18 protein-coding genes are annotated in these 23775 nt (G+C 58.9%); 1 reads left to right on the forward strand and 17 read right to left on the reverse strand.

From position 1 onward, the window contains the following. Positions 1-3: 3 nt before the first annotated feature. From GVK95_RS11475 to GVK95_RS11530, 12 genes are all read right to left on the reverse strand, one after another. Positions 4-2751, reverse strand: coding sequence for a tetratricopeptide repeat protein (locus GVK95_RS11475; protein WP_159949657.1), 2748 nt, complete (start codon positions 2749-2751; stop codon positions 4-6). A 27-nt stretch (positions 2752-2778) separates the two neighbouring features. Then, positions 2779-3414 carry an alginate O-acetyltransferase AlgF gene (locus GVK95_RS11480; protein WP_159949659.1) on the reverse strand — a complete coding sequence of 212 codons (636 nt, stop codon included), beginning with the start codon at positions 3412-3414 and terminating at the stop codon, positions 2779-2781. Then, on the reverse strand, positions 3411-4775 hold the full coding sequence (locus GVK95_RS11485) for an alginate biosynthesis protein (protein ID WP_159949661.1): 1365 nt from the start codon (positions 4773-4775) through the stop codon (positions 3411-3413). The genes GVK95_RS11480 and GVK95_RS11485 overlap by 4 nt, the downstream gene beginning before the upstream one ends. After that, positions 4772-5557: a hypothetical protein gene (locus GVK95_RS11490; RefSeq protein WP_244618751.1), complete on the reverse strand. Its 786-nt coding sequence runs from the start codon at positions 5555-5557 to the stop codon at positions 4772-4774. Before GVK95_RS11490 ends, GVK95_RS11485 begins: the two co-directional genes overlap by 4 nt. Then, positions 5538-6686: an alginate O-acetyltransferase gene (locus GVK95_RS11495; protein ID WP_159949663.1), complete on the reverse strand. Its 1149-nt coding sequence runs from the start codon at positions 6684-6686 to the stop codon at positions 5538-5540. Before GVK95_RS11495 ends, GVK95_RS11490 begins: the two co-directional genes overlap by 20 nt. A gap of 13 nt (positions 6687-6699) precedes the next feature. Next, the gene (locus GVK95_RS11500) at positions 6700-8148 is read right to left on the reverse strand and encodes an MBOAT family protein (RefSeq protein ID WP_159949665.1); all 1449 of its coding nucleotides are present in this window, start codon (positions 8146-8148) and stop codon (positions 6700-6702) included. A 5-nt stretch (positions 8149-8153) separates the two neighbouring features. After that, positions 8154-9659, reverse strand: coding sequence for a right-handed parallel beta-helix repeat-containing protein (locus tag GVK95_RS11505; protein WP_159949667.1), 1506 nt, complete (start codon positions 9657-9659; stop codon positions 8154-8156). A 10-nt stretch (positions 9660-9669) separates the two neighbouring features. Beyond that, positions 9670-11085 (reverse strand): sugar phosphate nucleotidyltransferase, encoded by a 1416-nt coding sequence (locus GVK95_RS11510; RefSeq protein WP_159949669.1) that lies wholly within the window; start codon positions 11083-11085, stop codon positions 9670-9672. 59 nt (positions 11086-11144) lie between these two features. Beyond that, the gene (locus tag GVK95_RS11515; protein WP_159949671.1) at positions 11145-12266 is read right to left on the reverse strand and encodes a pilus assembly protein PilZ; all 1122 of its coding nucleotides are present in this window, start codon (positions 12264-12266) and stop codon (positions 11145-11147) included. Positions 12267-12299: 33 nt separating this feature from the next. Further along, positions 12300-13778 carry a glycosyltransferase gene (locus GVK95_RS11520; RefSeq protein ID WP_159949673.1) on the reverse strand — a complete coding sequence of 493 codons (1479 nt, stop codon included), beginning with the start codon at positions 13776-13778 and terminating at the stop codon, positions 12300-12302. Between the two features lie 13 nt (positions 13779-13791). Then, positions 13792-15111, reverse strand: coding sequence for a nucleotide sugar dehydrogenase (locus tag GVK95_RS11525; protein WP_159949684.1), 1320 nt, complete (start codon positions 15109-15111; stop codon positions 13792-13794). Between the two features lie 242 nt (positions 15112-15353). Beyond that, on the reverse strand, positions 15354-16007 hold the full coding sequence (locus GVK95_RS11530) for a response regulator transcription factor (protein ID WP_159949686.1): 654 nt from the start codon (positions 16005-16007) through the stop codon (positions 15354-15356). Positions 16008-16857: 850 nt separating this feature from the next. On the opposite strand from GVK95_RS11530, the gene GVK95_RS11535 reads away from it, so the two are divergent. Next, complete coding sequence (locus GVK95_RS11535; protein WP_244618752.1) at positions 16858-18552, forward strand: chemotaxis protein; 1695 nt, start codon at positions 16858-16860, stop codon at positions 18550-18552. A 9-nt stretch (positions 18553-18561) separates the two neighbouring features. Here GVK95_RS11535 and GVK95_RS11540 read toward each other — a convergent pair whose 3' ends face one another. The 5 genes from GVK95_RS11540 to GVK95_RS11560 form a co-directional block, all read right to left on the reverse strand. Beyond that, positions 18562-19287, reverse strand: a complete 726-nt coding sequence (locus tag GVK95_RS11540) for a ParA family protein (RefSeq protein WP_159949690.1) — start codon at positions 19285-19287, stop codon at positions 18562-18564. A 155-nt stretch (positions 19288-19442) separates the two neighbouring features. Continuing rightward, entirely contained in the window at positions 19443-20528 is a 1086-nt protein-coding gene (locus tag GVK95_RS11545; RefSeq protein ID WP_159949692.1) for a chemotaxis response regulator protein-glutamate methylesterase, read from the reverse strand. Between the two features lie 6 nt (positions 20529-20534). Then, a complete protein-coding gene (locus tag GVK95_RS11550) occupies positions 20535-21386 on the reverse strand; it encodes a CheR family methyltransferase (RefSeq protein WP_159949694.1) in 852 nt (283 codons plus the stop codon). Positions 21387-21397: 11 nt separating this feature from the next. Next, a complete protein-coding gene (locus GVK95_RS11555) occupies positions 21398-21898 on the reverse strand; it encodes a chemotaxis protein CheW (RefSeq protein WP_200844269.1) in 501 nt (166 codons plus the stop codon). Continuing rightward, the gene (locus tag GVK95_RS11560; protein WP_159949696.1) at positions 21895-23712 is read right to left on the reverse strand and encodes a methyl-accepting chemotaxis protein; all 1818 of its coding nucleotides are present in this window, start codon (positions 23710-23712) and stop codon (positions 21895-21897) included. Before GVK95_RS11560 ends, GVK95_RS11555 begins: the two co-directional genes overlap by 4 nt. Positions 23713-23775: the final 63 nt, after the last annotated feature.

A 23775-nucleotide genomic window follows, 5' to 3' on the forward strand; every position in this document is an offset into this window, starting at 1 on the left:
GGGTCAGCCCTCCGTTCCAGCTTTGGTCAGCATCAAGACATGGGTGGCTTCGGGATAGCCAGCCTCGGCCGACTTCGCCATCCAGTATTGGGCGGCATCAAGCGCGGGCTTGGTTCCCGTGCCGTAGGCATAGGACTGCGACAGCAGATACATGGCTTCGGCATCGCCCGCTTCGGCCGCCTTCTTCAGCCAGGCAAATGCATCGATGATTGCCCGACTTTCCTTCGGATCATTGCGCAGGAGCTTGCCCAGTTCGCGCATGGCGACCGGCTGTCCGGTGTCGGCAGAACGCTGGTAGAGATCCCTTACATTGATCCTGAGGTTCACTTGACGCCTGATTTCAGGCTTCATGTTGGCCAACATGAGGAGTTTTTCGGGCATGCTGTCTAGGTCTGAGCGCTGAACGAGGTCAACGAAGATGTCGCTTGCCGCCTTCGGGTCGTAAGCATCACCGGCATTGTTGGCATAGTATTTCACCAGACGGTAGAAGGCCGCCGGTTCGCCGCCGCTGCGTGCCTCGGCGTAAAGATCGAGCGCCGTCTTGTTGGTGTCGGGCGTGTTGAGCTCCATGTACATGTCGGCGATCTTGACCTTGCGCCAGGCATCATCGGTTGCGATATGGGATGCGATTGCAAGCCAGCGCTCGGCATCTTCGCGGTTGTGGCGCATGGCGAATTCGGCGAGCGACATCGAGTCATCGTAGTCGCAGCGTTGCGAGCCGATGGCACGCTGATAGAAGAGCTCGCGCGTCGCGTTGTCCTCGGCATTCTCGGCAAGCAGCAACTGGGCGGCCATATCTCCCTTCTGTTTCATCACGTCGCCGTAGTAGCTGACTGTTGAGGAAAGTGGGTTGAGGCCTTCGCCATCCAGTTCTTCCAGAAGCCGAACGGCACGGCCGTAGCCGCTTTCCGCCAATGGCTTGAGTATCTCCTTGGCGAGCTGCACACTGTCGCGGTCGCTGGCGTAGTTTTCGATGAGGAAGCGTGCAAAGCTCAAACCGGCGTCGACGCTCATCGCTTCGCTGGTCAGCCGGATGCTCTGCTTGGCTTCGGTCATCCGACCTTTCTCGACGTTCTGCTTGAAGTCCAGCAATATGGCCTCGACGGTTGCGCCGCGACGCACCTCGGCGCGAGCCTCCCAGAATTTCAGGACCTGATCCGAATAGCCGGCACTTTTCAGATAACGTTGGTACAGCGCCAGGGCGCTGACTCGACCGTAGAGTGCCTGAGTCTGGATTGCCGCGATGACGAGCGGGTCTTTCAATTCCGGCAGGTGATCAATCTGTTCAGCCTCGAGATTGAGCGTCTTGTTGCCGGCACCCGCTTCGATGTCGGACCAGTAGGCGGCGGCCTGCAGATCAGGACCCTTGGGATCGATGCACAGATAGATGCGCCGCAATTTGGCAATGGCATTGATTTCACCATTGCTCTGGATCGCCTGGCTCAAGAGGTCGGTCGAGCGCGCCAAGGTCGCAGCATTCGGCTGTTCGCGCACCAGCAACTCGGCCAGATCGATGCCACCTTCGATATCACCGCGCTTCACGGCCTCTTCCAGCAAAGGTTTCACTTTTTCCGCGGATTGCCAGACCCCCTCCCGGTTCTGAATCAGGCGTGCAAGGCGAGTGAAGGCCCAAGGCGGCGGGTTGCCACGGGCGATCAGCTGGCGGAAGGTCTTCTCGTAGGACGCCATGTCTGGCGCCGAGGTATCCTTGGTTTGCTCAAAGAGTTGGGCCTGCTTGACCAGGCCCGCCTGATTGCCGGCTTTCTCGGCAATGCCGTAGTAATGAAGCGCTTTTTCCCGATCACGCTCGACGATTGCACCATCGGCATAGAGCCGGCCGAGTTCCAGGATCGCGGCCATGTTGCCACCGTCTGCTGCCATCGTCAGATATTTCACGAGAACATCATTGTCCTTGACGATCTTTTCGCTGAGCAGATTGTATTCGGCGACTTCCCAGGCGGCGGATGTATCGCCGAGGTCGGCTGCAAACCTGTACCAGGCAAGGCTGACATTCGGGTCACTCTTGACGATCTCGCCACCATCGTATTCACGCGCAACGCGGCCGATACGGTCGCAAATGCCCTCGTCGAGCACACCGACCAGCGAACCGAAGGCCATGTTGACGGCCAGTTCCGGTTCGATTTCCCATTTGGCGATCTTTTCGCCGTTTTTGGTCATGCGAGCGAGGTCGAGGATGGCATCTGCGTTTCCGCCATAAGCCGCCTGGACCTTGAGTTCGAGGCCTCTGGTCCGATCGGTTTCGATACCCTTGCCGTCGATAAGGTAGTCAGCAAGCGTATTCAGCGATCCGGCAGGGTGCTCTTTGTTTTCCAGAAGCTTGCTGACAAGCCCTTGTTCCCGAACCGTTTCACCTTCGCCCATGGCCAGCATCAGTTTAACCGTGTCGAAAAGCGCGTCCTTGTCGCTGTAGTCCCGCTTAATGGTTGGCAAAAGCTGCTGCATGCGGGTGAGGATCGGCTCGAAACGTCGGGCGTCGATATCGCGCAAACGGTTCATATCACGCGTGATGGAATAGGTTTCGCGCTTGGGCAGGGCCTTGCGATCCCAAGCGGTCCAATCAACGATCATGTCTTCGTCGCGGATACGCGGCGTGCAGACTGCCGATTTGGGGACGTCGATGTCCGGTGGCAAGAACCGGACATCGATCGGCTCGCTTCTTCCCGGAGTTCCGGTGGCAACCGTCATCACACCTGCCATGAGCAGCGATTTAACCAGTTTTCCAATCGTCATGATAAACCTCCGGGCCTATTTCAGGAATTAACGCGCAATAGTGCTAGGGACGGCGACTGCCGTGACGTTGTCGCCCGTGCCGGTGACCACGATTGTCACACCGGCAAGCCGCTTGAATTCGACAGCGTCGATCTTGGCGATTTCCTTTTCGCCATCACGGACCACGAGGTCGACTTTCAGCGGGGCTCGCAAGGCAACCGACTTCGATGCACCGCTGTCGACATCCGAGACGGCGTCGGATCCGGCTTTGGGAACGAAGAGATCGAGCGCTGCCTTTTCCGTAAGGTTGTAGAGGGTCAACGTTGCCTTGGAAGGATTCTTCGTCATGTCGTCTTCGACCGTGACGACACCATCCTGGGTGATGACGGCCGAGTAGAATTTTCCGGCTGCCGCTTCCACGCTTGCCTGGCGGAAGCTGGATGACACCGCGATGTCGCCGGGTGCTACCGCGACATACGGCGAGACGCCATCGTTCAGCTGGCTGAACGAACTGTTCTTGACCGAGGCAATCGATGAGCCAGGTGCAATGACCCTGACGAAGGCCGAATTCGGATCGATCGGCTTTTCATACAGACCACCGTCGTCGGCCAGGGATGGCAGAGCGAAAGCAAGCGTTGTTGCCATTGATACCAAAGTGAGATTGAAGCGGGTTTTCGTCATCATGACTCTTCTCCGAGTTTCGTCTTGCAGACAGAGAGGGAGGTGTCTTCGCCGACAGGAGCATCGAACGAGACGGCGACCTTGCTGAACGATCCGGCAGGAAATCCGCCCAGCGAGAAGTAATAGCGACCGGTGGAGCGCAGACGGTCGCCGCGATCCATGGCGCGGGTGCGTGTCTGGCCGTCGGCGCCGGTGAACTTGAAGGTAACATTGCGGCTGGTGTCTGAGCCGATGTCGGCCAGCAGAACCTCATTTTCACTCAGCTTGACCTGGGCAAGATCTGCTTCGACGGTCTTGCCATCGACCGATGCGATCGTCAGCGGCGGGCTGCATTCGCCAAGGGATGCCGCAATGATTTCTTTCCACGGGGCCGCGCCGAACTGGCCGAGATTGTTGTAGATCGGGTTTTCCCAGATCAGGAAGCGTGGTCGCTGTTCCTGGAATTCCCGCGACGTGATGTAGGACAGGATCGAGCCGAACTGGTTGCCTCCCGAGATCGAATAATTGTCCACCGGGATTTGGGTCCAGTGTTCCAGATAGCCGGAGAAATTGCTGATCGGCTTGTCGGAATAACTGGTACCGATCAGTGCTATTGTGGCTTCTTCACCGCTGCCGAAAATGTCCACGGAAGCACCGTCGGTGGCGGCTTCTTCGTTGCGTACCGCGCGGTATGCATGCGCCGTTACCTTTGGGACATTCGAGACGCAGTGCTTCTGCAGAAGCTCGCGCATGCTTGAATACTCGGGATCCGGCTTGACCTCTTCCATGGCGAACTGCACTGGCGTCACATCGGCATAGGCGGGCAATTGCTTCATGCGTTCGGCGATCGCTTTGGCAGCTACGCTTGCACCATGGGCTGTCCAGTGGAAGTCTGACTGAAAGAACGAGTGTTCGCCGAAGCTGTTGATGTTGTTCTCGCGCATCGGCGATGCGATATCGACCGCCGCCACATCCCTGTCGCTCAGGCGGCGAATGATATCGCTGTAGATCTGCATCGCGATATCGGCGTCAAAGCCATAGAGAGAAGCCTTGGCCGGCACGAGTTCGGGCAGAACCTGCGATTTCGTCGGCAGAGGCACGTAAATCAGTGTCGTCCCCTTCTGCTCGAGCGCCTTTGCCATGGCCGCCAAGTTGTCAGCGGTCTGGTCAGTGAATGCGTGTTGAAGGCGAAGATCCGCCAGAATACGGAAGAACATGCCGTCCTTGCCTTCGATCATCTGCAGATCTGAAATTTCCTCCAGATTGCGGCAACCGTAGGCGGATGATGGCTCTTCGCCGGTCTCTGCCCAAGCAGCGGAGGCGCTGGACAAAGTGAGTGTGGCGAGCACGCCAGCCAGATAGCCGCAATGTTGTCGGGTGGTCATGGTTGTACCTCCGCATGTTCTTCTGAGGGTGGGTTCTTCAGCGTTGCCAGTATGTTGCCGGCGGCGGCCTTGATGCCGATGCTGCCGCTGTTTTGGGCGATGGCCAGATAGCGGCCTGCCTGTTCCATCTGTTCGGGTGTGCGTTCCCTGTTGGAAAGCAGCAGCACGGCGAGCTTGAACGCCGTTTGGCCATTCTTTTCGCCCGGCCCGGACGAGAGCAGTGCCTCAAGTTCGTCGCGCTTTTCGCCGAAAGGGCGGCCTTGACTGTAGAAGCTAACAAGCCCGTCCACAGCCTTTTCATTGCCTTTTTTCGCCTGGGCGCGCAGGACGGCTTCAGCACTTTTCAGATGGGCGGGCCGGAATTGTACGTCTGGTCTTCCCAGCAAATCGAGGATGTGGCGCACCGCATAGCCGCGTCCTTCGAAGGCGGCGATGGTGAAATAGTGCAGGGCATCCGTCGTGAATTTGGGATCACTCTCCTTGACGATCCGTTCGGCAAGTCTGAAGGCACCGATGCCGTCACCGGCATCGGCGAGGGCCTGCAGTTGCCGATAGCTGATGGGCTTGTCGGCGAGCAGGTCCTTGCGGACAGCTTGTAATTCGAGGGGCAGTTTCGACGCAGGTCCGGTCGGGGCCGGTTTGGGTACGACCACCGTCTCTTCCGCCTTCGGCCGCGGGAAGAACGGCTTGACGCGAGCGACACTCGGCTGGGCCGCAAACGTGCCGGCACACAAGACGAGGACCGCGAGCGGGTACAGATACTTAGACATTGCTTTCTCCAACCGGGCCGTGATGTCCGCCTGTGCCGGAATTGCTCTTGCGCTTCCACAAGGTGTCCGTGCCGAGATAACGGACCGGGAATTCCCAGACGATCACGCTTGGTGGCGTCTCGGCGAGCACCTGGCCCTCGAGCAGGTCCATCATCGGCACGCCTGGGCCAAGGCCTTCCTTGGCGACATTGACGACATCGGAAGACAGTGCCTGGCGGAGGAAATCGGCGAAGGACCAGTTTTCATTGGCGCTGTAGCTGGTTCCGACCAGCATGACAGGGATGGATGCGTCGCCACCGAATATGTCCCCGCCTCCTTCCGCTGGCGCTACCGAGGTTCGATAGATCGGAATACTTTCGGGCTTCAGGCCGACGCGCGGAGCATAGTCGGGGGAGGTGATGTATTTGGTCAGGTCGCCCCAGACTTCGACCGGGGCTTGCCAAGTGGCCGTGACCTGCTCGGCGGTGAGCAGGATGCCGCGTTGCTGGAATGTGCTTTGTACCGCTTCCGCCGTCACCTTGGCACCTGCCGGTGTCCAGTGGGTGTCGGATTTCAGGAACATCTCGTCCTGCGGCTTGGCTGCGAGCATGGCGGTGCGTGTATCGACAACCGTCATGCCGGCCTGCGTGAGAGCGGTCGAGAAGTCGGCGTAGGCTGTCACCATGGCGTCGTTGCGCATCATCTCCGGCAGGTGCTCGGTATAGATGTCGGACTTCGCCGGCAGCGGTACGATGACAAGTTCGATGCCGGCGTCGGCCAGTTTCTTGCGCACTTCGCCAATCTGGCTGACCGCCGCCTCGATCTCCGTCGATTTGACGCGTTTGAATTCCTCGCCGGTGAAGAACCAGCCGTCGTCACCGACGATCACGCCTTTGCGGCCGGAGCCGAGCAGCGCATAGCGGGCGTTGCCGATAACGCCGACAGCGGCATCGCGGTGCGGCAGTTCACTCTTGTAGAGCGCATCGAGATCGCGGGTGGCTTCACCGTCGATGACGTAGGAGAGCGACAGGTCGTTGACCTGGGCGGCCTCGGCCTTGCTGCCTGCAGCGGCGAAGATCATCGACGAGTTGGCATAGATTGCATAACCGAAGAAGACGGTCGGAAGAAGCAGTGTCGCGGTGTGCTGGCGAATGCTGGCCATGTCTTATCTCCTGTCAGAACTGGAAGTAGAGGAAGGGCGAAACCGACTGTTCCGACAGGCGTGCCACGGTCACGACGAGAAGAAGGCTCATGGCAATCGGATAGGCGAGCGAGGGAATGGCAACGGCGGTCCCATTCGGAGAGACCGAGAAGCCATGCGCTTCGATCCCGTTTTCGGCATCGGTCAGCTTCTTGAAATAGGGTTCGGCGAAGACTGCACCGATGGCGAGTGCGAGGAAGAGCAGGTTTTCCCGCGTGACATTGGCAAGGAACTCGATGCTCGGGTTCACGCCGTTGAGGCCGATCATGCCGCCGTAGACAGTGAAGGCGTCGCCAACATCGGCAGCCCGGAACATGACCCAGCCGATCAGCACGAGAACGAGGGTGACGGGCAGGGCGATGGCGCGGCTCGGGACGTTCCTGGCCCAGCCGGTGTAGCGTTCGCAGGCAAGCCATGCGCCGTGCCAGGCGCCCCATAGGACATAGGTCCAGGCCGCGCCATGCCACAGGCCGCCGAGCAGCATGACGAGGAACAGATTGATGTAGGTGCGGGCAGAGCCTTTGCGATTGCCGCCAAGCGGGATGTAGAGGTAGTCGCGCAGCCAGGTGGACAGGCTGATGTGCCAGCGCTGCCAGAACTCTGTGATCGACAGGCTGAGATACGGGGTGTTGAAATTCTGCTTGAAGCGGAAGCCCATCATCAGCGCAAGGCCGATCGCCATGTCCGAATAGCCGGAGAAGTCGAAATAGAGCTGGAGCATGTAGGCAATGGCGCCGAGCCAGGATTCCACCATCGTCGGATTGGCCATGGCAAATGTCTGGTCGGCAATCGGGGCGACGGTATCGGCGATCAGAACTTTCTTCGACAGGCCGATGGTGAAGATGTAAAGGCCGGAGGTGAAGATCGGCAGGCTGTGTTCGCGCTTGATGAACTGGTCGGTCAGGTCACGGAATCGCAGGACCGGGCCGGCGATCATGTGTGGGAAGAGGGCCATGAAGGCGGCGAAATCGACGAAGCTGCGGGTCGCTGGGGTGTCCTTGCGGAAGACGTCGACGATGTAGCCGATGGCGTGGAAGACATAGAAGGAAACGCCGATCGGCAGGATCAGCTGCCAGTGATAGCCGAGGTTCTCCGGCGTGGTGCCGATGAGGGCGGCAAAACTGTCCATGAAGAAATTGAGATACTTGAAGATGCCGAGCACGATCAGGCATCCGATGATACCGATAACCATGGTTGTCCGGGCTCTCGCTTCTCCCTCCCACCTGGCAATCAGCAATCCGCAGCCATAGGCCCAGGCGGTGACGGCGATAAACAGCAGCAGGAAGTCGGCGCGCCACCAGCAATAGAAGATGTAGGAGCCGATCAGGATCGTCCATGAGCGCAGCCGATCCGGTGTCAGGTAGTAGGCCACCAGGAAGAGCGGTAAAAACAGGAACAGGAATGTCTCGGATGAAAAGACCATCGGTTTTAACTCCCTGACTGGCAGTCCGTCCGCGCGGACGACTGTTCATTGGCGTGGATTATGAAGGGTTGGGCAGCAGCGTCTGTGGACGAGATGCGCAGAAGTTGCGGCACGTAGCTGGCAAATTCACCGTCAAGCAGGATGGGTGACTGGCCGGCGAAATCATTGCCGGTCAATGCTACTTCGCTCGCCGAGCTGCCGTGCAGGCCGGATCTGTTGGCGATAAAATGGTTGTCGTCGATGGTGAGTGCGGCTTTGGGACCCTGCTCGGTTACCGAGATGCCGGGTCCAGAATTGCTGATCAGCTGGTTTTGCGACAGCGCCAGCTGATCGCTGGCGCGAACCTTGATGCCGACCTGGCGATTGCTGACAACCATGTTGTCGATCAGCTCGACACAGGTGCCACGCACGACCGAAATGCCGCCACGGCCATTGCCCGAGAGCAGATTGGCCGAAACCTTGATGTCACGAACACCGTTGGCCAGGAAAATGCCGCTGCCGCGATTGCCGAGCACGAGGTTGTGGGCGATCTCGATATCCGAGCTGCGGTTCTGGATGTTGATACCCTGAGCCTGTCGCGACCCCGTCACGATGTTGGACAGGATGCGTGCACGGTTGACGCCCTTCATGGCGATCGCTGGCCCGTCTGCATCGCGAAACCGATTTTGGGCGATCAGCACATTGTGGGTGTCGAGCAGATTGACACCGCTGACCCTGTCGAAGGCGCTTTCGACGAAGAAGGATCGGATCTTGGCAGGCAGGAGCGCCGCACCAATGATCGAGATCCCACTGGTCGAACCGGAGCCGGGAAAGCCAAGATTGCTGAACTCGGCCTGTCTCGCCTGCAAGGCGCCACTCATCGCTGTGACGATGAATGGCTTGAATTCAGGCAGGCCGTCATTAACCCCGGAGGAGCCGGATATTGATCCGTTGTTCACCTGGAGCAGGCCAGCGTTCAGGACAAAGGCGCCTGCGCGCGTCGATAGTTCAAGTCGGTCACCCTCTTCGAGCACCAGTCCGGAGTCCGACCAAATGACGATCGGCCATTTGGCGGTCCATGTTTCACCGTTCTTTTCGACCGCATCGGGAAACTGGGTCGCTGCGGCCGCTGCGAGTTCCTTCAGCGTGATGGTTCCGCCGCGGATGAACAAGGCGGGAGTGTTGGCATCGGTGAACGCCTTGTCGATGTTGGCGTTGAACCGCGCGCCGGTCTGAAGCCGCATTTGTGCCAGCATGAAGTCCACTGGGATCGTGTGTAGGCCGCCCTTGCCTTCGATCGCTGCGAAAGCCGGTACCTGAAGTGGCGCGGTGGCTGCTATACCATGCAATCGTTCCGTCAGGAGCGGTTCCACGCTCTCGAGTGTCGCGTCGCCAGCACCTGCCCGGTCGGTGACCTGGTTGATCTGTCGGGTCAGCTTGGCAAGAGCCGCATGATCGAGGTTTTCGGCAACCGCGCCGAACGCCGTCGAGGCGAGCAGTCCAGCAAGCAGAAGTGAGGCGCTTCTTCGCATGGAACCGTCCTCAGCTGTTCACGAGCTGGCGGCTGCCGGCCTGGGGTTCCAGTTTCGCCGTAACCACTTCGCAGACGACCTCGACGAGTTGCATCTCGGCTTCCGGTCCGCAAAAAATCACCGTGGATTCACCCGGGGGCACTTCGAACGTATCGCCGACGTGAAGGTGGCGGGTTATGGCGCCGTTCTTGAGCAGACCGGAGCCATTTGTCACCGTCAGCATTCGGTGAGAGGCCAGATCCTCCAGCATCGGCAGCATGCCGCCAGCTCGCAATGTCATCATGCGCAATTCATAGCCTGGGCCACTCTGCACGCGGCGGATCTCGCCCCAGGCCATCTGGTTGCGGGCATGCTCGGCCAGTTCACGACGTTTGATGGTTTCGAGCTTTTTCACGATCTGCTTCACCTGTTGTGCCTGGTCGCGGGTGGTGATCAGCAGGGCATCGTCGGTGTCGACGACGACCACGTCCTGCATGCCGATCACTGCCACGAGCTTGTTTGTCGAGCGGATGTAGGAGTTGCAGGTGTCGATGCTGATGACGTCACCGCTCAACACGTTGCCGTCTTCGTCCTTTTCCGCGATGTGATGAAGCGCATTCCAGGCGCCGACATCGCTCCACGCCACGTGCAGCGGCGCGATCACAGTGCGGGGCGAATGCTCGAAGACGATGGATTCGGTCGGGAGGTTGGCTGCAGAGAACAGTGCTTCAGCATTCAGATAGAGGGCATGTTCGGTCTGCAGGCCAAGCTTGATGGCGTTGCTGACCGCTTCATAGGTGATGGGATCCAGGCGCTGGAATTCGGAGATCAGCACATCGGCGCGGAACAGGCTGATGCCAGACGCCCAATAGGCATTGCCGGCCTTGATCAGTGATGTTGCAATTTCAACCGGGGGCTTTTCAATGAAGCTTGCAACCTTGCGGGCGCAGTCGAGCGTATCCAGTGCCCCGCCATCGACGATGTAGCCATAGCCGGTTTCCGGATATTCCGGCGGCACACCGAACAGGACAATGTGACCGCTTTCGGCGGCTGCGCGGGCAGCCAGAACATTTGCCGTCAGGTCACCCTTGACGATGTGATCCGACGGGATGACACAAATCAGCGCTGCCGGATCGGTTTCCGCAAGATCGAGTGCTGTGGCAAGGACTGCGGGTCCGGTGTTTCGGGAGATTGGCTCGGCGATGATGCGGGCCGGGCAATTCAGGTCGTTCAGCTGGCGCAAGACAGTAGCGACATGCGAACTGCTGACGGCGACGATGGGGTCTGCAAAGCCCGGCATGCGGTGGCGTTCAACCGTTGCATGAAAAAAGGTGGTCTCCGAGTTGCCGTCGATACGCTGAAACTGTTTCGGGTGCTCGGTGCGGGAAAGGGGCCAAAGGCGTGTGCCGATGCCGCCGCACAGGATGAGGGGATGGACGTTTTGCATGACTGCTCCTGTGAATCCTGTTTGTCGATTGCGCGGGATTGTCTGCCTTGCTGCGGTTCTCAGCCGGCCGTGCGGTTGGAGGACATCAGGCCGAGTTGCTGGCCAATGGCGAAAATGCGGTTGCTGATGATGCGTACGGAGACCGGCGAGCCGACGGCTTCCCCACCGAGAGCGGTATCCGGGGTGATGACGGCGCGCATCTCGCCTTGCGCGCCAACCGGCGTCAGAGCTTGTGCACCGGTGGCGAGTTTGCCGTAGGCAACGACGCCATCGGGGAAATTGAGCTCGGCGATGTCGCCGCGAACCAGAAGCTTTGCCTGATCTGCACTGACGGTCGCGACGACGACTGGTGCCGTCTCGCCGGTGACGACTTCGGCAATGGTGTCGCCGGCCATGACGGTCGAACCTTCTATTGCAGCGCCGGGCAGGATCTCGCAGTCACAGGGCATGTTGACGCTGAGCGTGTCGCCCGAGACGGCCTGCAGGGTGTAGAGAACGTCACCCTTGGCAGCGCCAAGGTTGAGATAGGAAATCTGGCCGCTTGCCACGGCGCGCAGCGGCTGGCCGCCAGCGGAAAGCGTGGCGAGTTGGGCGACTTCCTTGGAGAATACCCGCTGGTAGACGAGGTTTGCTGCGATGGCTGCCAGCGCAAGGCTGAGGGCTGCGGTTGCCGCGACGCGCAGGCCGCGTCCGACATAGCCGCCTAATGTCGTCGATCCACTCTGGATCCTGGCGTTGCTCACGCCAGCCTTTTCGCGGCGGCTGATAATGCCATCGATCGAGGTGATATCACCGGCGATATGGCTGTTGAGCAGATAACGCAGGGTCGGCAGGTGTTCTCCGGTCGGCTCGATGAAGTCGAGACGCAGTTCACCGGTTTCGGACTGGATACGGCTGATGCGAACATCGACCTGAAGGGCGATCGTGTAGCCGTCGAAATCGAAGCGCAGAACCGCGATCCGCTGCTTTCCTTCCAGTTCCGGTCCGGAAAGACCGGCGACCGTTGCCGACACGAGGGACAGGCTTTTGCCGCTGAACTGTCGACCGTCGATGATTGCGGAAAACGGGATGTTGGTTTTTGGGTGCTCGGTGCCGTTGTCCAGGAGGACCGGGACGTTTTCGGCCTGGATGGCCAAAGCCTGTGAAGCTGTGTCTCGTGCGGGCTTTTTCTCGATGTCCATTGTCACGGTCCTTCGCTGTTAGGGTGGGCGCGGTTAGATGAGGTTGCCGACATAAGCCACACCGAGGATGAGCCATCCGAGGGCAAGGCCATGCATGTAGGTTGAACTGTGGGCCTTCAGTCGCTGGCCGAGAGGCAGGCTGAATTTCCCCGTTTTCGCCGAGGACTGACGGGTCCAGCGCTGGCGGTCGAGGCGGAAGAGGATGAAGCTCTTGATCACCGCGCCGCCGACCTGGCTGAAGTAGAGCAGGAAGGGAAAGGTGACTGGGAAGCTGCGTTTGCGGAACGCCATGATGATCGTGCACATGCAGTAGCGGGTGAACATGACCCAGGCAAAATAGAGGGGCAGGATCCAGGGACTGACAAAGAAGGTCGCCAGGAGGATGCTGGCCGGACCGGCGAGTGTGGTCCAGATCGAGATTGCCTGATCGAGGATCGACCACCAGGTGAAATAGCCGATCTGCGAGGCGGGCAGGGCAAGTGCGCGGGCGTTGGTGCGCAGCATGTTGCCGAACCAGCGGGTCATCAGGACGGTGGCGGAGTCCATGAAACCGGAATTGGGCTGTGTTTCGATCGAGACCGTGCACAGGTCTGGCAGGTAAAGCATCTTGTATCCGCGCTGCAGCAGCCAATACCAGGTGGACTTGTCATCGCCGGTGAGGAAATGAACGCGGCCGAGGCGCCAGTGGTCGATGAAGTCGTTGCGGACGAGATCGACGAAGCCGCTGTCGGTGGCGAGATTGGCACGGAAGATCGACATGCGACCGGTCAAGGTCAGGACCCGTTCACCCAGCGACATCGACGACATCATCACATGGCGCTGGCAAAAGCGCAGGTCGAACCAGTCGCGGAACAGGCGGCCGCCCTTCGTGTCGCTGTATTCGTCGGTGGTGACGGCGCCGACGGAAGGGTCGGTGAAGAAGGGCAGGCTGCGCTCGATGACGTCGATCGGTACGCAGCTGTCACCATCGACGAAGATGACGATATCGTTGCGACCCGGATTGAGCCTGGCGATCGAGCGCAGGGACGTAGCGAGCGCGTCGCGCTTGCCGGTACCGGCGATCTTGTCGATCTTCAGGGCAACCATCGCTTCCGAACCCGGATTGCGTGAGGCGACCGAGGCCATGACTTGCCGGATCAGCCGTGCATCGGCTTCGTCGACGATCGAGGCGACGATGGTGGCGCCACCCTTTGCGTGGTAGGCCGCCTCGAAGATCGAACGATAGACCCGGGTCGAGATATCCGGAGCGATCTTGTAGGTGGTCACGAGGAAGAAGGTGTGATCCTTCAAGCCTCGGGCCTGGTAGGCCTCGACGGCGTTTTTACGCCGGCGAGGATAGGCGAAGTTCAGATAATAGGCGGCCCGCGCCAGGTTGATCCCCGCCCAGGCATAGCGCCAGCCGCCAATCAGGCCGACGGTGATCAGGGTGCCGGAGACGGTCTGGACCGCCGGATGCGGCACGCTGAGCGCCAGGATCGTCATGATGAGGAGATAGATGACGTGGGCCAACATATCGGTGCGCCCCTTACCAGCAAATGCCTTGGTAGGTTCCGGCGGAGCGAATGCCGGGGCGAATGCGGAGCAGGTCGACCATGGGGATCTTGTCACTCGAGGCATCAAGAACCGGCATGGCCTCGGCATAGTGATTGCCGACAAGGATGACGTCGGAACTGTCGACGAGATCGTCGAGGTCGCTGACGAGCCTGTTTTTCAGGTCGATGGCGGTGTCATTGCCGCGACCGGCGCCGCTCATGCCCTCGGCATAGGCCTGATTGACGAAGGGGTCGTAGATCTTGAGGTCGTAGCCTCGGTCGATCAGGCGAGAGGCGAGGCTTGCGAGCGGGCTTTCGCGCAGATCGTCGGTACCGGTCTTGAAGCTGATGCCGACCATGCCGATCGTCTGTCCGCCCATCTGCGAAACCATGGTCTCGGCGCGGTCGATCTGCGCTTCGTTGGCTTCCAGCACCGCGTCGAGAAGGGCGGTCTCGACATGCTTTTCCTTGGCCAGATGACGCAGAGCGCGGACATCCTTCGGCAGGCAGGAGCCGCCAAAGGCAAAGCCCGGGCGCATGAAATAGGGTGAGATGTTGACCTTGAGATCCGAGCACAGGATCTTCATCACCAGCTGACCGTCGACGCCGCTCGCCTTGGCGATGTTGCCGATCTCGTTGGCGAAGGTCACCTTGACGGCGCGCCAGGAGTTGCTGGTGTATTTGATCATCTCTGCGGTGGCGAGAGAGACCGAGTGGCACGGGCATGGGAGGGCGTCATTCAATTCGTGCAGAACCTTGTCGGTCTGTTCGTCGAGTGCGCCGAAGACGATCAAGCCCGGATCGTAGTAGTCTTCGATCGCTGTGCTCTCACGCAGGAATTCCGGATAGTAGCCGACACCGAAATCCTTGCCGGCGATCAGGCCCGTGCTGCGCTCGAGCGCCGGGATGCAGACCTGCTCCATGCTGCCTGGCACGATGGTCGAGCGGACGACAACGGAGTGGAAACGTCCCTTGGCAGCGATTGCAGTGCCGATCGCCTCGCAGGCCTTGACCACATAGGTCAGCCCAACCGAGCCGTCCGGTGCGCTCGGAGTGCCGACGCAGACGAAGGACACGTCGGTCGAAGCAATTGCATCCTGGATATCGAGCGTGGCGCGCAGCTTGCCGCTGGCGACAGTCTGCTCGATCAGGGGATCAAGGCCCTTCTCAACGATCGGTGCGCGTCCGTTGTTGATCGTGTCGACCTTGGCAGGGTCGATATCCACGGCTACGACTTCATGTCCATCTTTGGCCAGGCAGGCCGCTGCCACCACGCCGACGTAGCCGATTCCAAATACGCTGATCCTAGCCATGTGCTGCCCTTGTTGTTGACCGTAGGCCTCGACGGCCAGCCGGTAGTTAACAATCGTTTAAATCCGTCGTTAGGATTGGCAGCTATGTTTGCTTAGTAAAAGTCAGGAAAGGCCCGACAATTGTCAGGTAAATTCCCAATAAATATTTAATAAAAACAGCATATTAGCAATTGTAATTTAATAAACGCAAAGTAGCGCGATGGACGTACATCCATCGCGCTACCAATTTTTATCAATCAATGTTAATATTGAAGCCAGCCTACGCTAATTGCGTAGTTGACTATGTCTGATCTTGTTCGAAGTGATAGTTTTTTTGTCGCACGATATTTGTATGTTTCAACCGTTTTTGTGCTTAGTTGAATATCTGCTGCGATTTCTTTCATCGCTTTTCCAAGCGCGACATAACGTAAAACAAGTTCTTCCTGCGTGGAGAGCTTGCCTTGTTCGGGTTCTGATGTCGTATTGTTGGCGTTTCCGCTTTCAGACAATACAATCACAGATTCATCTATGACGATGTCGCCGGCGTGTATGCTCTTGATCACACGCAACAGCTTCGGGCTTGCAACCGTTTTGTTGACCACCCCAGAGTATCCCTTGGCGATATATGTCTCTCCGGGCAAGGTATCGCGCGCATTGCAATAGGCGATGATGCGTGCCGTGGCCTGAAGTTCTTTCAAGTCCATCTCGCCGTCGCGCAGCACCCGATCGAGGAAGCCCGGGTCGGCGACGATAACATGCGGCGCCAAGCGCTTGACCGCTTCAGTCAGACTCACGTCCCTTTGCGTCAGCGCGAGTGCTTTCAGCTGTCGTGTCGAATTTATCAGAAAGCTCAGGCCGTCCACCAGAACCGGGTTCTCGTCCAAAACAAGGACCCTTATCTTGCTAGTGTTTTCCATCGCAGCTCCAATCGACCGACCCTGCCGCACATTCCACCAATCGACCGATGTACTCGGGCGAACATGTTTGCAAATGACAAGCTCTGGCCTGAACATGTTCGGAGAGAACGGAGGGGGTGTCAAGATGCTGCGACGCAGTAAGAATTCTATCGATTATGCTGTTGTGCAACATAACTAAGCCGCTCGCCATCGTACTGATAGGGGGAATTCCTTTTTCTATCAATAAATTAGGCAAGTCTTTTGCAGGGTGATGAGGATCACAATATTCGGCTGGACTGCCGTAGGTTGCTCTCTTTAGCGGTGAAAAGGGCTTTTTGTCTCGAAAAAGCACATGGCCTATAAGGAATGACAGGTGACATTTCTCCAGCATTTCATGCCCGGAAGTTTCATTGACAAATGCCAAACCGTGGCCAGCCAATTCCCTTCACGACGTCCAGAAATCGCGCGCGAAATCCTCTTCGCACGAACTTCCGTTGGGATCGCGAATTGCTCGCGAGTGATTTGCAGTGTCATATCGTCGCTATCAGGCGAAATTGCAGCAATGTGATTTTATGTGATCTACGGATTGCAAGGAGGCCCCAGTCGCGGGCGTGCCCGGGTCGATGATCGTCAGCACCCCTTGCCATGAGCCAGCCGCATTCCCCTCGATCGAACAGCGGATTGCCGACGCTAAACCATTAACTGTAAAACCCATCACAAGTCGCATCGGGCCACTTTCGCAATTTGTTGCGCCCTGAATTTACTACTCTTTTTACAGTGTCGGCTAAGTTGACCTCTACAAAGTAGCGTAGGGTGTGTTGTGAAGCATAATTTCAAGCTTACGACAGTTGGTCCAGACTTGCGGACGGACTTGGTCTCAAAACTCAATCTGGCGCATTCGGCGATCGAGAAGTCATTTCTCGACGCGGGGGCGGTTCTTGTTTCGGTGATGGAGATTTTGAACGGACTGGTCGATATCCTTGATCGCCTGACGAATACCCTCGACGGCGAGACCACGGCGTCGACGGTCAAGGGTTTGCGGAGTACCGTTTCCGATCTCGCACTGCTGCCGAAGATCGCTGAAGCGCGGCATACGAAGTTTGTCGAGATTTCCGACATATGCCATTCGAGCAGCCTTCACCTCGACGACATGCGTGAGACAATCCGCTATCTGCGTACCTTCGCCATCACGGTGAAAATCACCGGTGCGGGACTTGCCGAGTTCGCGGAATTCGCCGATGAGATCCGCGACCGGGTGCAGTTCGGCGCGGAAGAGGTGGACAAGTTCGTCGCGCAGCTCAGCGTAATGCGTGCGCAGTTGCGGACAGCGCGCGACTTTGCCGAAGGCATCCGCAGCGATTTCGACACCACGGTTCCACGCATTGTCAGCAACCTGGATCAGAGCTCGAGCCGCATCGCACAGCAATATGCGCAGATGTCTGCCGTTGCCAGTGATGTCAAACAGGTGACGGGCCGAGTCCAGGGCAAGATAGCCAGCGTGCTTTCGGGACTGCAGATTGGCGATATCACCCGCCAGCGCATCGAACATGTGCAAAGCACGTTCGAACTGCTTGACGCGTTTCTGGCCTCGCCGGAGGGGCGCGCGCTTTCGGCGCAGGAAGCCGACGATCTGAATTCGGTCATTCTCCATCTGTGTCATGCACAGCTCGATGAAACGCTGGTCGATTTCCGTCGGCAGTGCCGTGGCATCTCTACCAATATTGCAAGCTTCTCCGCCGATGCATCGCAGATCCTCGTTCTGCGTGACAAGGTGACGTCCGAAGGTGCTGGCGAAGAGCACAATGCGCTGAAGTCGATGGAGGCGGATCTCAGGGTCGGTTGCGAGCTTGCCGAACGTGTTCGCGATCGCAGTGGCGAGTCTGATTCCGTCGTCGGTTCGGTGACAGCGACAGCCCAGCATCTGTTGAAAGGGATCGAGGTCATCCGCTCGATCAAGACTGATATCCACTATATGGCTCTCAACTCCAACCTGCGCTGTTCGCGCCTGGGGGATGCAGGGCGTTCGGTGAATGTGGTCAGCGGCGAGCTGCGGCTTTTCGCCGGTAAGCTTGAAACGCCGGCCGATGCGATCGTGACCGACCTTCATGCCGTGGAAGCGGCGACGCAGTTCCTGTCCGGTGAAGCGACCGCTGACATCGCCAATCTCGGTGAGCCTCTGCGGAATGCGCTGACGGCGGTCCAGACGGTCGGTGCTGAAATGGAAAAGGGGCTGCAGGAATTTGCGGTCGAGGGGCAGGCGGTGTTTGCGCGCATCAGCGCGGCCGTGACCAAGCTTGACTTCGAGAGTGAGCTCGGTGGTGTTCTAGACCAATGCCTGGGGCTTGCATCCCACATGGCCGCCGACACTCTTCCGGACACATTCGATCTCGCATCCAAAATCGAGCCGCTTTCATCGGGCATTTTCCGGATCTATACGATGGCGCAGGAAAGAGACATTCATCTGCGATACCTGAATGTGAATTCCGCGGGATCCACTGCCCCGGCTGAAACGGCCAAGGCGGAGATCATGGATGACGACGACCTGTTCGCCGACGCCCTGTTCTGACCTGCGGTACTAGGCCGCGTGCTCCAGCCGCCCGAACGTTCGGGCGGCGAGCAGCACCTGCTCGGTTGTCTGCGCCAGCGGCACAAGCTTCAACACTTCATCCGCATAACGTTCGGCGTTCAGGATCGCCTTGCCGAGATTGCTGACCTTGGCCGGATCCATACTGTGCAAGTAGGCGTGAAAATCGAACATGTCGCGATAGGCGGAGCGCTCGATGATCGGCGTGTCAAGCACATGCACGCGCTGTTCGGTCAGGAGCTGCTTGACGGCCTGCAGCGCACGCGTGGTTACAAACGAATTCACCCGCGACAGGACCACCGAGTGGGCGATGCGGATACCAGCTTTCCGGTCGAGATAACGGAGCAGATCGAGAACCTGCGCGCCACCCTGCGCATCCATGCTGCTTCCCTGCACGGGGATCATCACATGGTCGGACAGACCGATGGCAGTCGCCAGCAGGGGAGACTGAATTCCGGGAAGATCAATGATCACGTAGTCCCAGTCACGCTGGGAGTCGTTTACGGTTTTCTGGATCGTAGCCATGGAGACAAATGTCTCGACGGTCAGGTTTGGCCGCTTCTCGGCGGTTTCAAACCATCTCGAGATCCAGCGCTGCGGATCGGTATCCAGGATGCAGACCCTGAAATTGCGCCGCACGAGTTCTGTCGCGAGGAGAAGGACGGCAGTGGTCTTGCCGGCGCCACCCTTGGAATTGGCGAATGTGATGACGGCCATGGTCTGCTCCTCGTCTAGACGCGTGAGCCAGAATCGCTCGCCAGGGCACAACCATCGTGCAGGTTTCACTCTTGCCAAACATGGTTAACAAAGAGGAAAGCCCTAGGGACATAAGCTTGCAGATGTGCCTGCAATGCCGGGAAAAATTCTATGAATTACCGATGCTTGTCGGCACTCAGGATTTCCCGTGCGATGAGATCGAGAGAGACGACCTTGTCGACGCCACCACGCGCAATCGCTTCCTTCGGCATTCCGAAGACGATGGAACTCGCTTCATCCTGGGCGACGGTAAAGGCGCCGGTCTGGTGCATTTCCTCCATGCCACGCGCCCCGTCGTCGCCCATGCCGGTCATGATGACGCCCATGGCATTGGAGCCTGCAGCGCGTGCTGCCGAACGGAAGAGGACATCCACCGACGGACGGTGACGCGAGACAAGCGGGCCTGTGCGCACAGACACGTGGTAGCGGGCGCCTTGCCGCTCGAGGAGGATATGTTTGTCGCCGGGTGCAATCAGGACATGGCCGCGCAGAACCGGGTCGCCATCGACTGCCTCCTTCACCTCAACCTCGCAGAGGCTGTTCAACCGCTTGGCAAAGGCTGCGGTGAAGCGTTCCGGCATGTGCTGGACGATAACGATGCCGGGCGCGTTGGCCGGCAACCGCTCCAGCATTTCACGCAAGGCTTCGGTGCCGCCGGTGGACGCGCCGACGCAGACAACCATTTCGGTCGTGCGGGCCATGGCCTTGCCTGTCGGCGGCGGCAGGACGGCGTCGGCTGTCAGCTTGGCCGTCGGGCCGCCGGCTGCGGCCGAGCGCATACGCCTCGTCGACCCCAGCCGCGCCTGGGCTGCACTTTTCACCACGTCGCAGATCCGAAGCGCCTGCTCGGAGAGATAGTCGGCCGCACCGATCTTCGGTTTCAGGATGACATCAACGGCGCCGGCTTCGAGTGCCTGCAGCAGGGTTTCGGAGCCTGATTCCGTCAGGGACGAGCACATTACGACTGGGATGGGCCGCTGCGACATCAGTTTGCGCAGAAACGTGATGCCATCCATGCGCGGCATCTCGACATCCAGGGTGATAACATCCGGTATCTCCTCCTGGATGCGCTTGGCCGCTATGAACGGATCCGAAGCCGCACCGATCACTTCGATGTCAGGGTCCGACTGCAGGACTGCGGTCAGTGTCTGGCGCACAGACGCGGAATCATCAATGATCAGGACGCGGATCTTGTTGCTCATAGGTCTTCAGATCCTTTTGAAGATCGTGTTCGCCACCTGGCGGACAGGGAGATCCAGGCCGGTCACGGATTCCGAATGGCCGATGAAGAGATAACCGTCCGGAACGAGATTGGCGCAGAGTTGCGAGAGGACGTGTTCCTGGGTCTTCTTGTCGAAGTAGATCAGCACGTTGCGGCAGAAAATCATGTGGAACGGGTCACCGACTGGGTAGGTCTTGTCCATGAAGTTCAACCGGCCAAAGCCTATTTTCGACCGCAACGCAGGTGTTATCCTGACGTTGGTCCGCTTTTTATCCTTGGGCTGCATCACGTATTTCGCCATCATGTGTGGCGGTACCGGATCCAGTTGCTCCACCGGATAAATCCCGGCCCTGGCCGTCTTCAGCACATCCGTGGACAGGTCGGTTGCAAGGATATTGAAGTCGCTGCCGCTGTTGGCCTGGGTCGCTTCGGCCATCACCATGGCCATCGTATAGGGTTCGGCCCCGTTAGAGCAGGCGGCACTCCACGCCCGCAGGCGACGGATCCCCCGGTCCTTCAGTTCCGGCAGAACAACCTGTTCCAGATAGTTGAAATGGTTGGGCTCGCGAAAGAAGTCTGTCTTGTTGGTGGTGACCGCATCGATCAGATGTATGCTCTCGTTCTGCAAGCCACCGTGCTTGAAAAGGAAATCGCAGTAGTCGTTGAAGGTGGCAAGGCCGGTGGCGCGCAACCGCCGGCGCAGTCGTCCCTCGAGCATGGTGACCTTGTTCGGCGGCATCTTGATACCGCTATAGTCATAGATGAACTTCGCCAATAACTGATAATTGCGAGGACCCAGCGTGTCCTCGCCCCGTACCTGGGCTACGCCTGCATTCACCGAGTCACTCCTTAGCCAAAGGCCACTTGTTTTTCATTGCTGCCCAGCACATTCACGTCCGAATGTGAAAACAGGCGCGCCAGATCGATGATCACGACGAAATCCGCCTCGCGCCGGACAACGCCGGCGATGTAGTCGGAGCCCCAGCGGACACCGATATCCGGGGCTGCTTCGATCTGATCACGCCGAAACGGTGTGACCTCGTAAACCTTGTCCGCGACCAGGCCGATTGCCAGCGTCTTGCCCTCAATCGGAATATCCAGCACCAGGATGCGGGTATCATTGGTGCGGATCGTCCTCGACATTCCAAGGCGGACCCTGAGGTCGATGACCGGCACGCCCTGGCCACGCACATCGCGCAGCCCGAGCAGGTAGTCCGGCCCGTGCGGGATCTTGAACGGATCCTCATGGTCCAGGATCTCCCGGACCACGGTGACGGGAACGGCGAAGATCTCCTCGCCGAGGCTGAATGTGACGAACTGGGATTCAGATGAGGCCGTGCTCATGATCATGCGCTTTCCCGGAAATCGGCGTCGTGTGCATCAGGTCCACCCATCGACAGATCGAGGGCAAATCCCTTGGCGCGCGCCTGCTGGCTGGCGATTGAGTGGTCGGTTGCTGAAGGCTTTCTCTGGGGCGCGGCAGCGGTGCGGTTCGTCTGTGCCGCGGGGCGTGCGACAGTCTTGGCGGCCGCATTTTCGCGGGCGTTTCGTTCGACACGGAAGAAGGCGATGGAGGTCTGCAGTTCTTCGGACTGTGCTGCCAGCTCTTCAGAGGTCGCGGCCATCTGTTCGGACGCCGAGGCGTTCTGCTGGGTGACCTTGTCGAGCTGCTGGATCGCTTCGTTGATCTGCGAGGCGCCGACGTCCTGCTCGCGGCATGCTGCCGAGATTTCGGAGACCAGTTCGGCTGTCTTGCGAATATCGGGTACCAGACGGCCGAGCATTTCGCCGGCTTCCTGGGCTGCCTTCACCGTCTCACCGGACATTGCGCCGATTTCAGCCGCTGCCGATTGCGAACGTTCGGCAAGCTTGCGGACTTCGGAAGCGACGACGGCAAAACCCTTGCCATGTTCGCCGGCACGGGCCGCTTCGACAGCAGCGTTCAGTGCGAGCAAGTCAGTCTGGCGGGCGATTTCCTGGACGATGGAGATCTTCTCGGCAATCGTGCGCATGGCACCGACGGCGCGATTGACAGCGTCGCCGGATGCTTCGGCATCCTTGGCCGACTGGCGGGCAATCTTCTCGGTCTGGGCGGCGTTGTCGGCGTTCTGCTTGATGTTGGCGGCCATTTCTTCCATCGAGGCGGAGGCCTCTTCGGCGGATGCCGCCTGTTCGGTCGCACCCTGCGACAGCTGTTCGGAGCTTGCCGACAGTTCCTGGCTACCGGACGAGACGTTTGCGGCGGCTGAAAGCGCATCAGCGACCACGCCACGCAGGCGTTCAACCATGCTTTCCAGCGAGAGGCCGAGCGTATCCTTGTCGGACAGGGGCTTCGGCGTGACGACCAGGTCGCCATTGGCGATCAGGTCGGCGATGCGCGCCGTTTCGCGCAGGTTTCCGGTCATGATCTCCATGGATTTGACAAGATCCTTGATCTCATCGTTGGCCTTGTGCTCGATCTCGTGGTTCAAGTCACCAATGCTGACTGCGACAGCCAGATCGCCGGCACGTCGCAAGCCGCGCGAGATGTTGATCGAAATCCAGAATGCCACGACGGCAGAGAAGACCAGCAAACCTACGACGATAGCGATCAGTATATTGCGCGAGTACTCATACTGGATGTTCGTCGCCTCATCTGTGGCATTCAGATCCGTGACGATTTCCTCGTTCAGCCCGTTCATGGCGGTGAGCAGGGTCGAGGTCATCTTCGCGCCTTCGCCCATGGATATTGCACCGGCGCGCGCATTGGACTCCGTCGTATTTTGTCGAGCGAGGGCAATGATTTGATCCTGGAGCTCAAGCCAGGCAGGCAACGCGGCACGGACTTCGGCTAGCTTTACCCTTACACCCTCAGTCTTTTCGGCGTCGAGACGGGTAAGGAGCTCATTGATCTTGGTGCGAGCCTCACTGACTTCCTGGGAGTAGGAAGAAATTTGCGAAGCGTCAGTGTTGAGGATTGCGTTCTTTTCGGCCCGGATAGACAGGTAGATAGTGTCCGAAAGGTCGCTCGAATTGCGCAGATTAGCAGCCGGTCCCTGAACAATTTCGGTGATGGCGAAGTTCAACGTCGAGAGATTGTTGATCGCAAGCATGGCCATCCCGAAAGACATCAGAATGATGATTCCGAATGTCAGAGCGAGCTTGAGTTTGATGGTAAAGCGCATTGTCGCGTCCCCGGTCATATGTGTGTGATTCAAGGTGTGTATGGGACATCCCGGGCTTGCCTC

Source organism: Rhizobium sp. 18065 (assembly GCF_902706095.1).
GTDB lineage: Bacteria > Pseudomonadota > Alphaproteobacteria > Rhizobiales > Rhizobiaceae > Allorhizobium.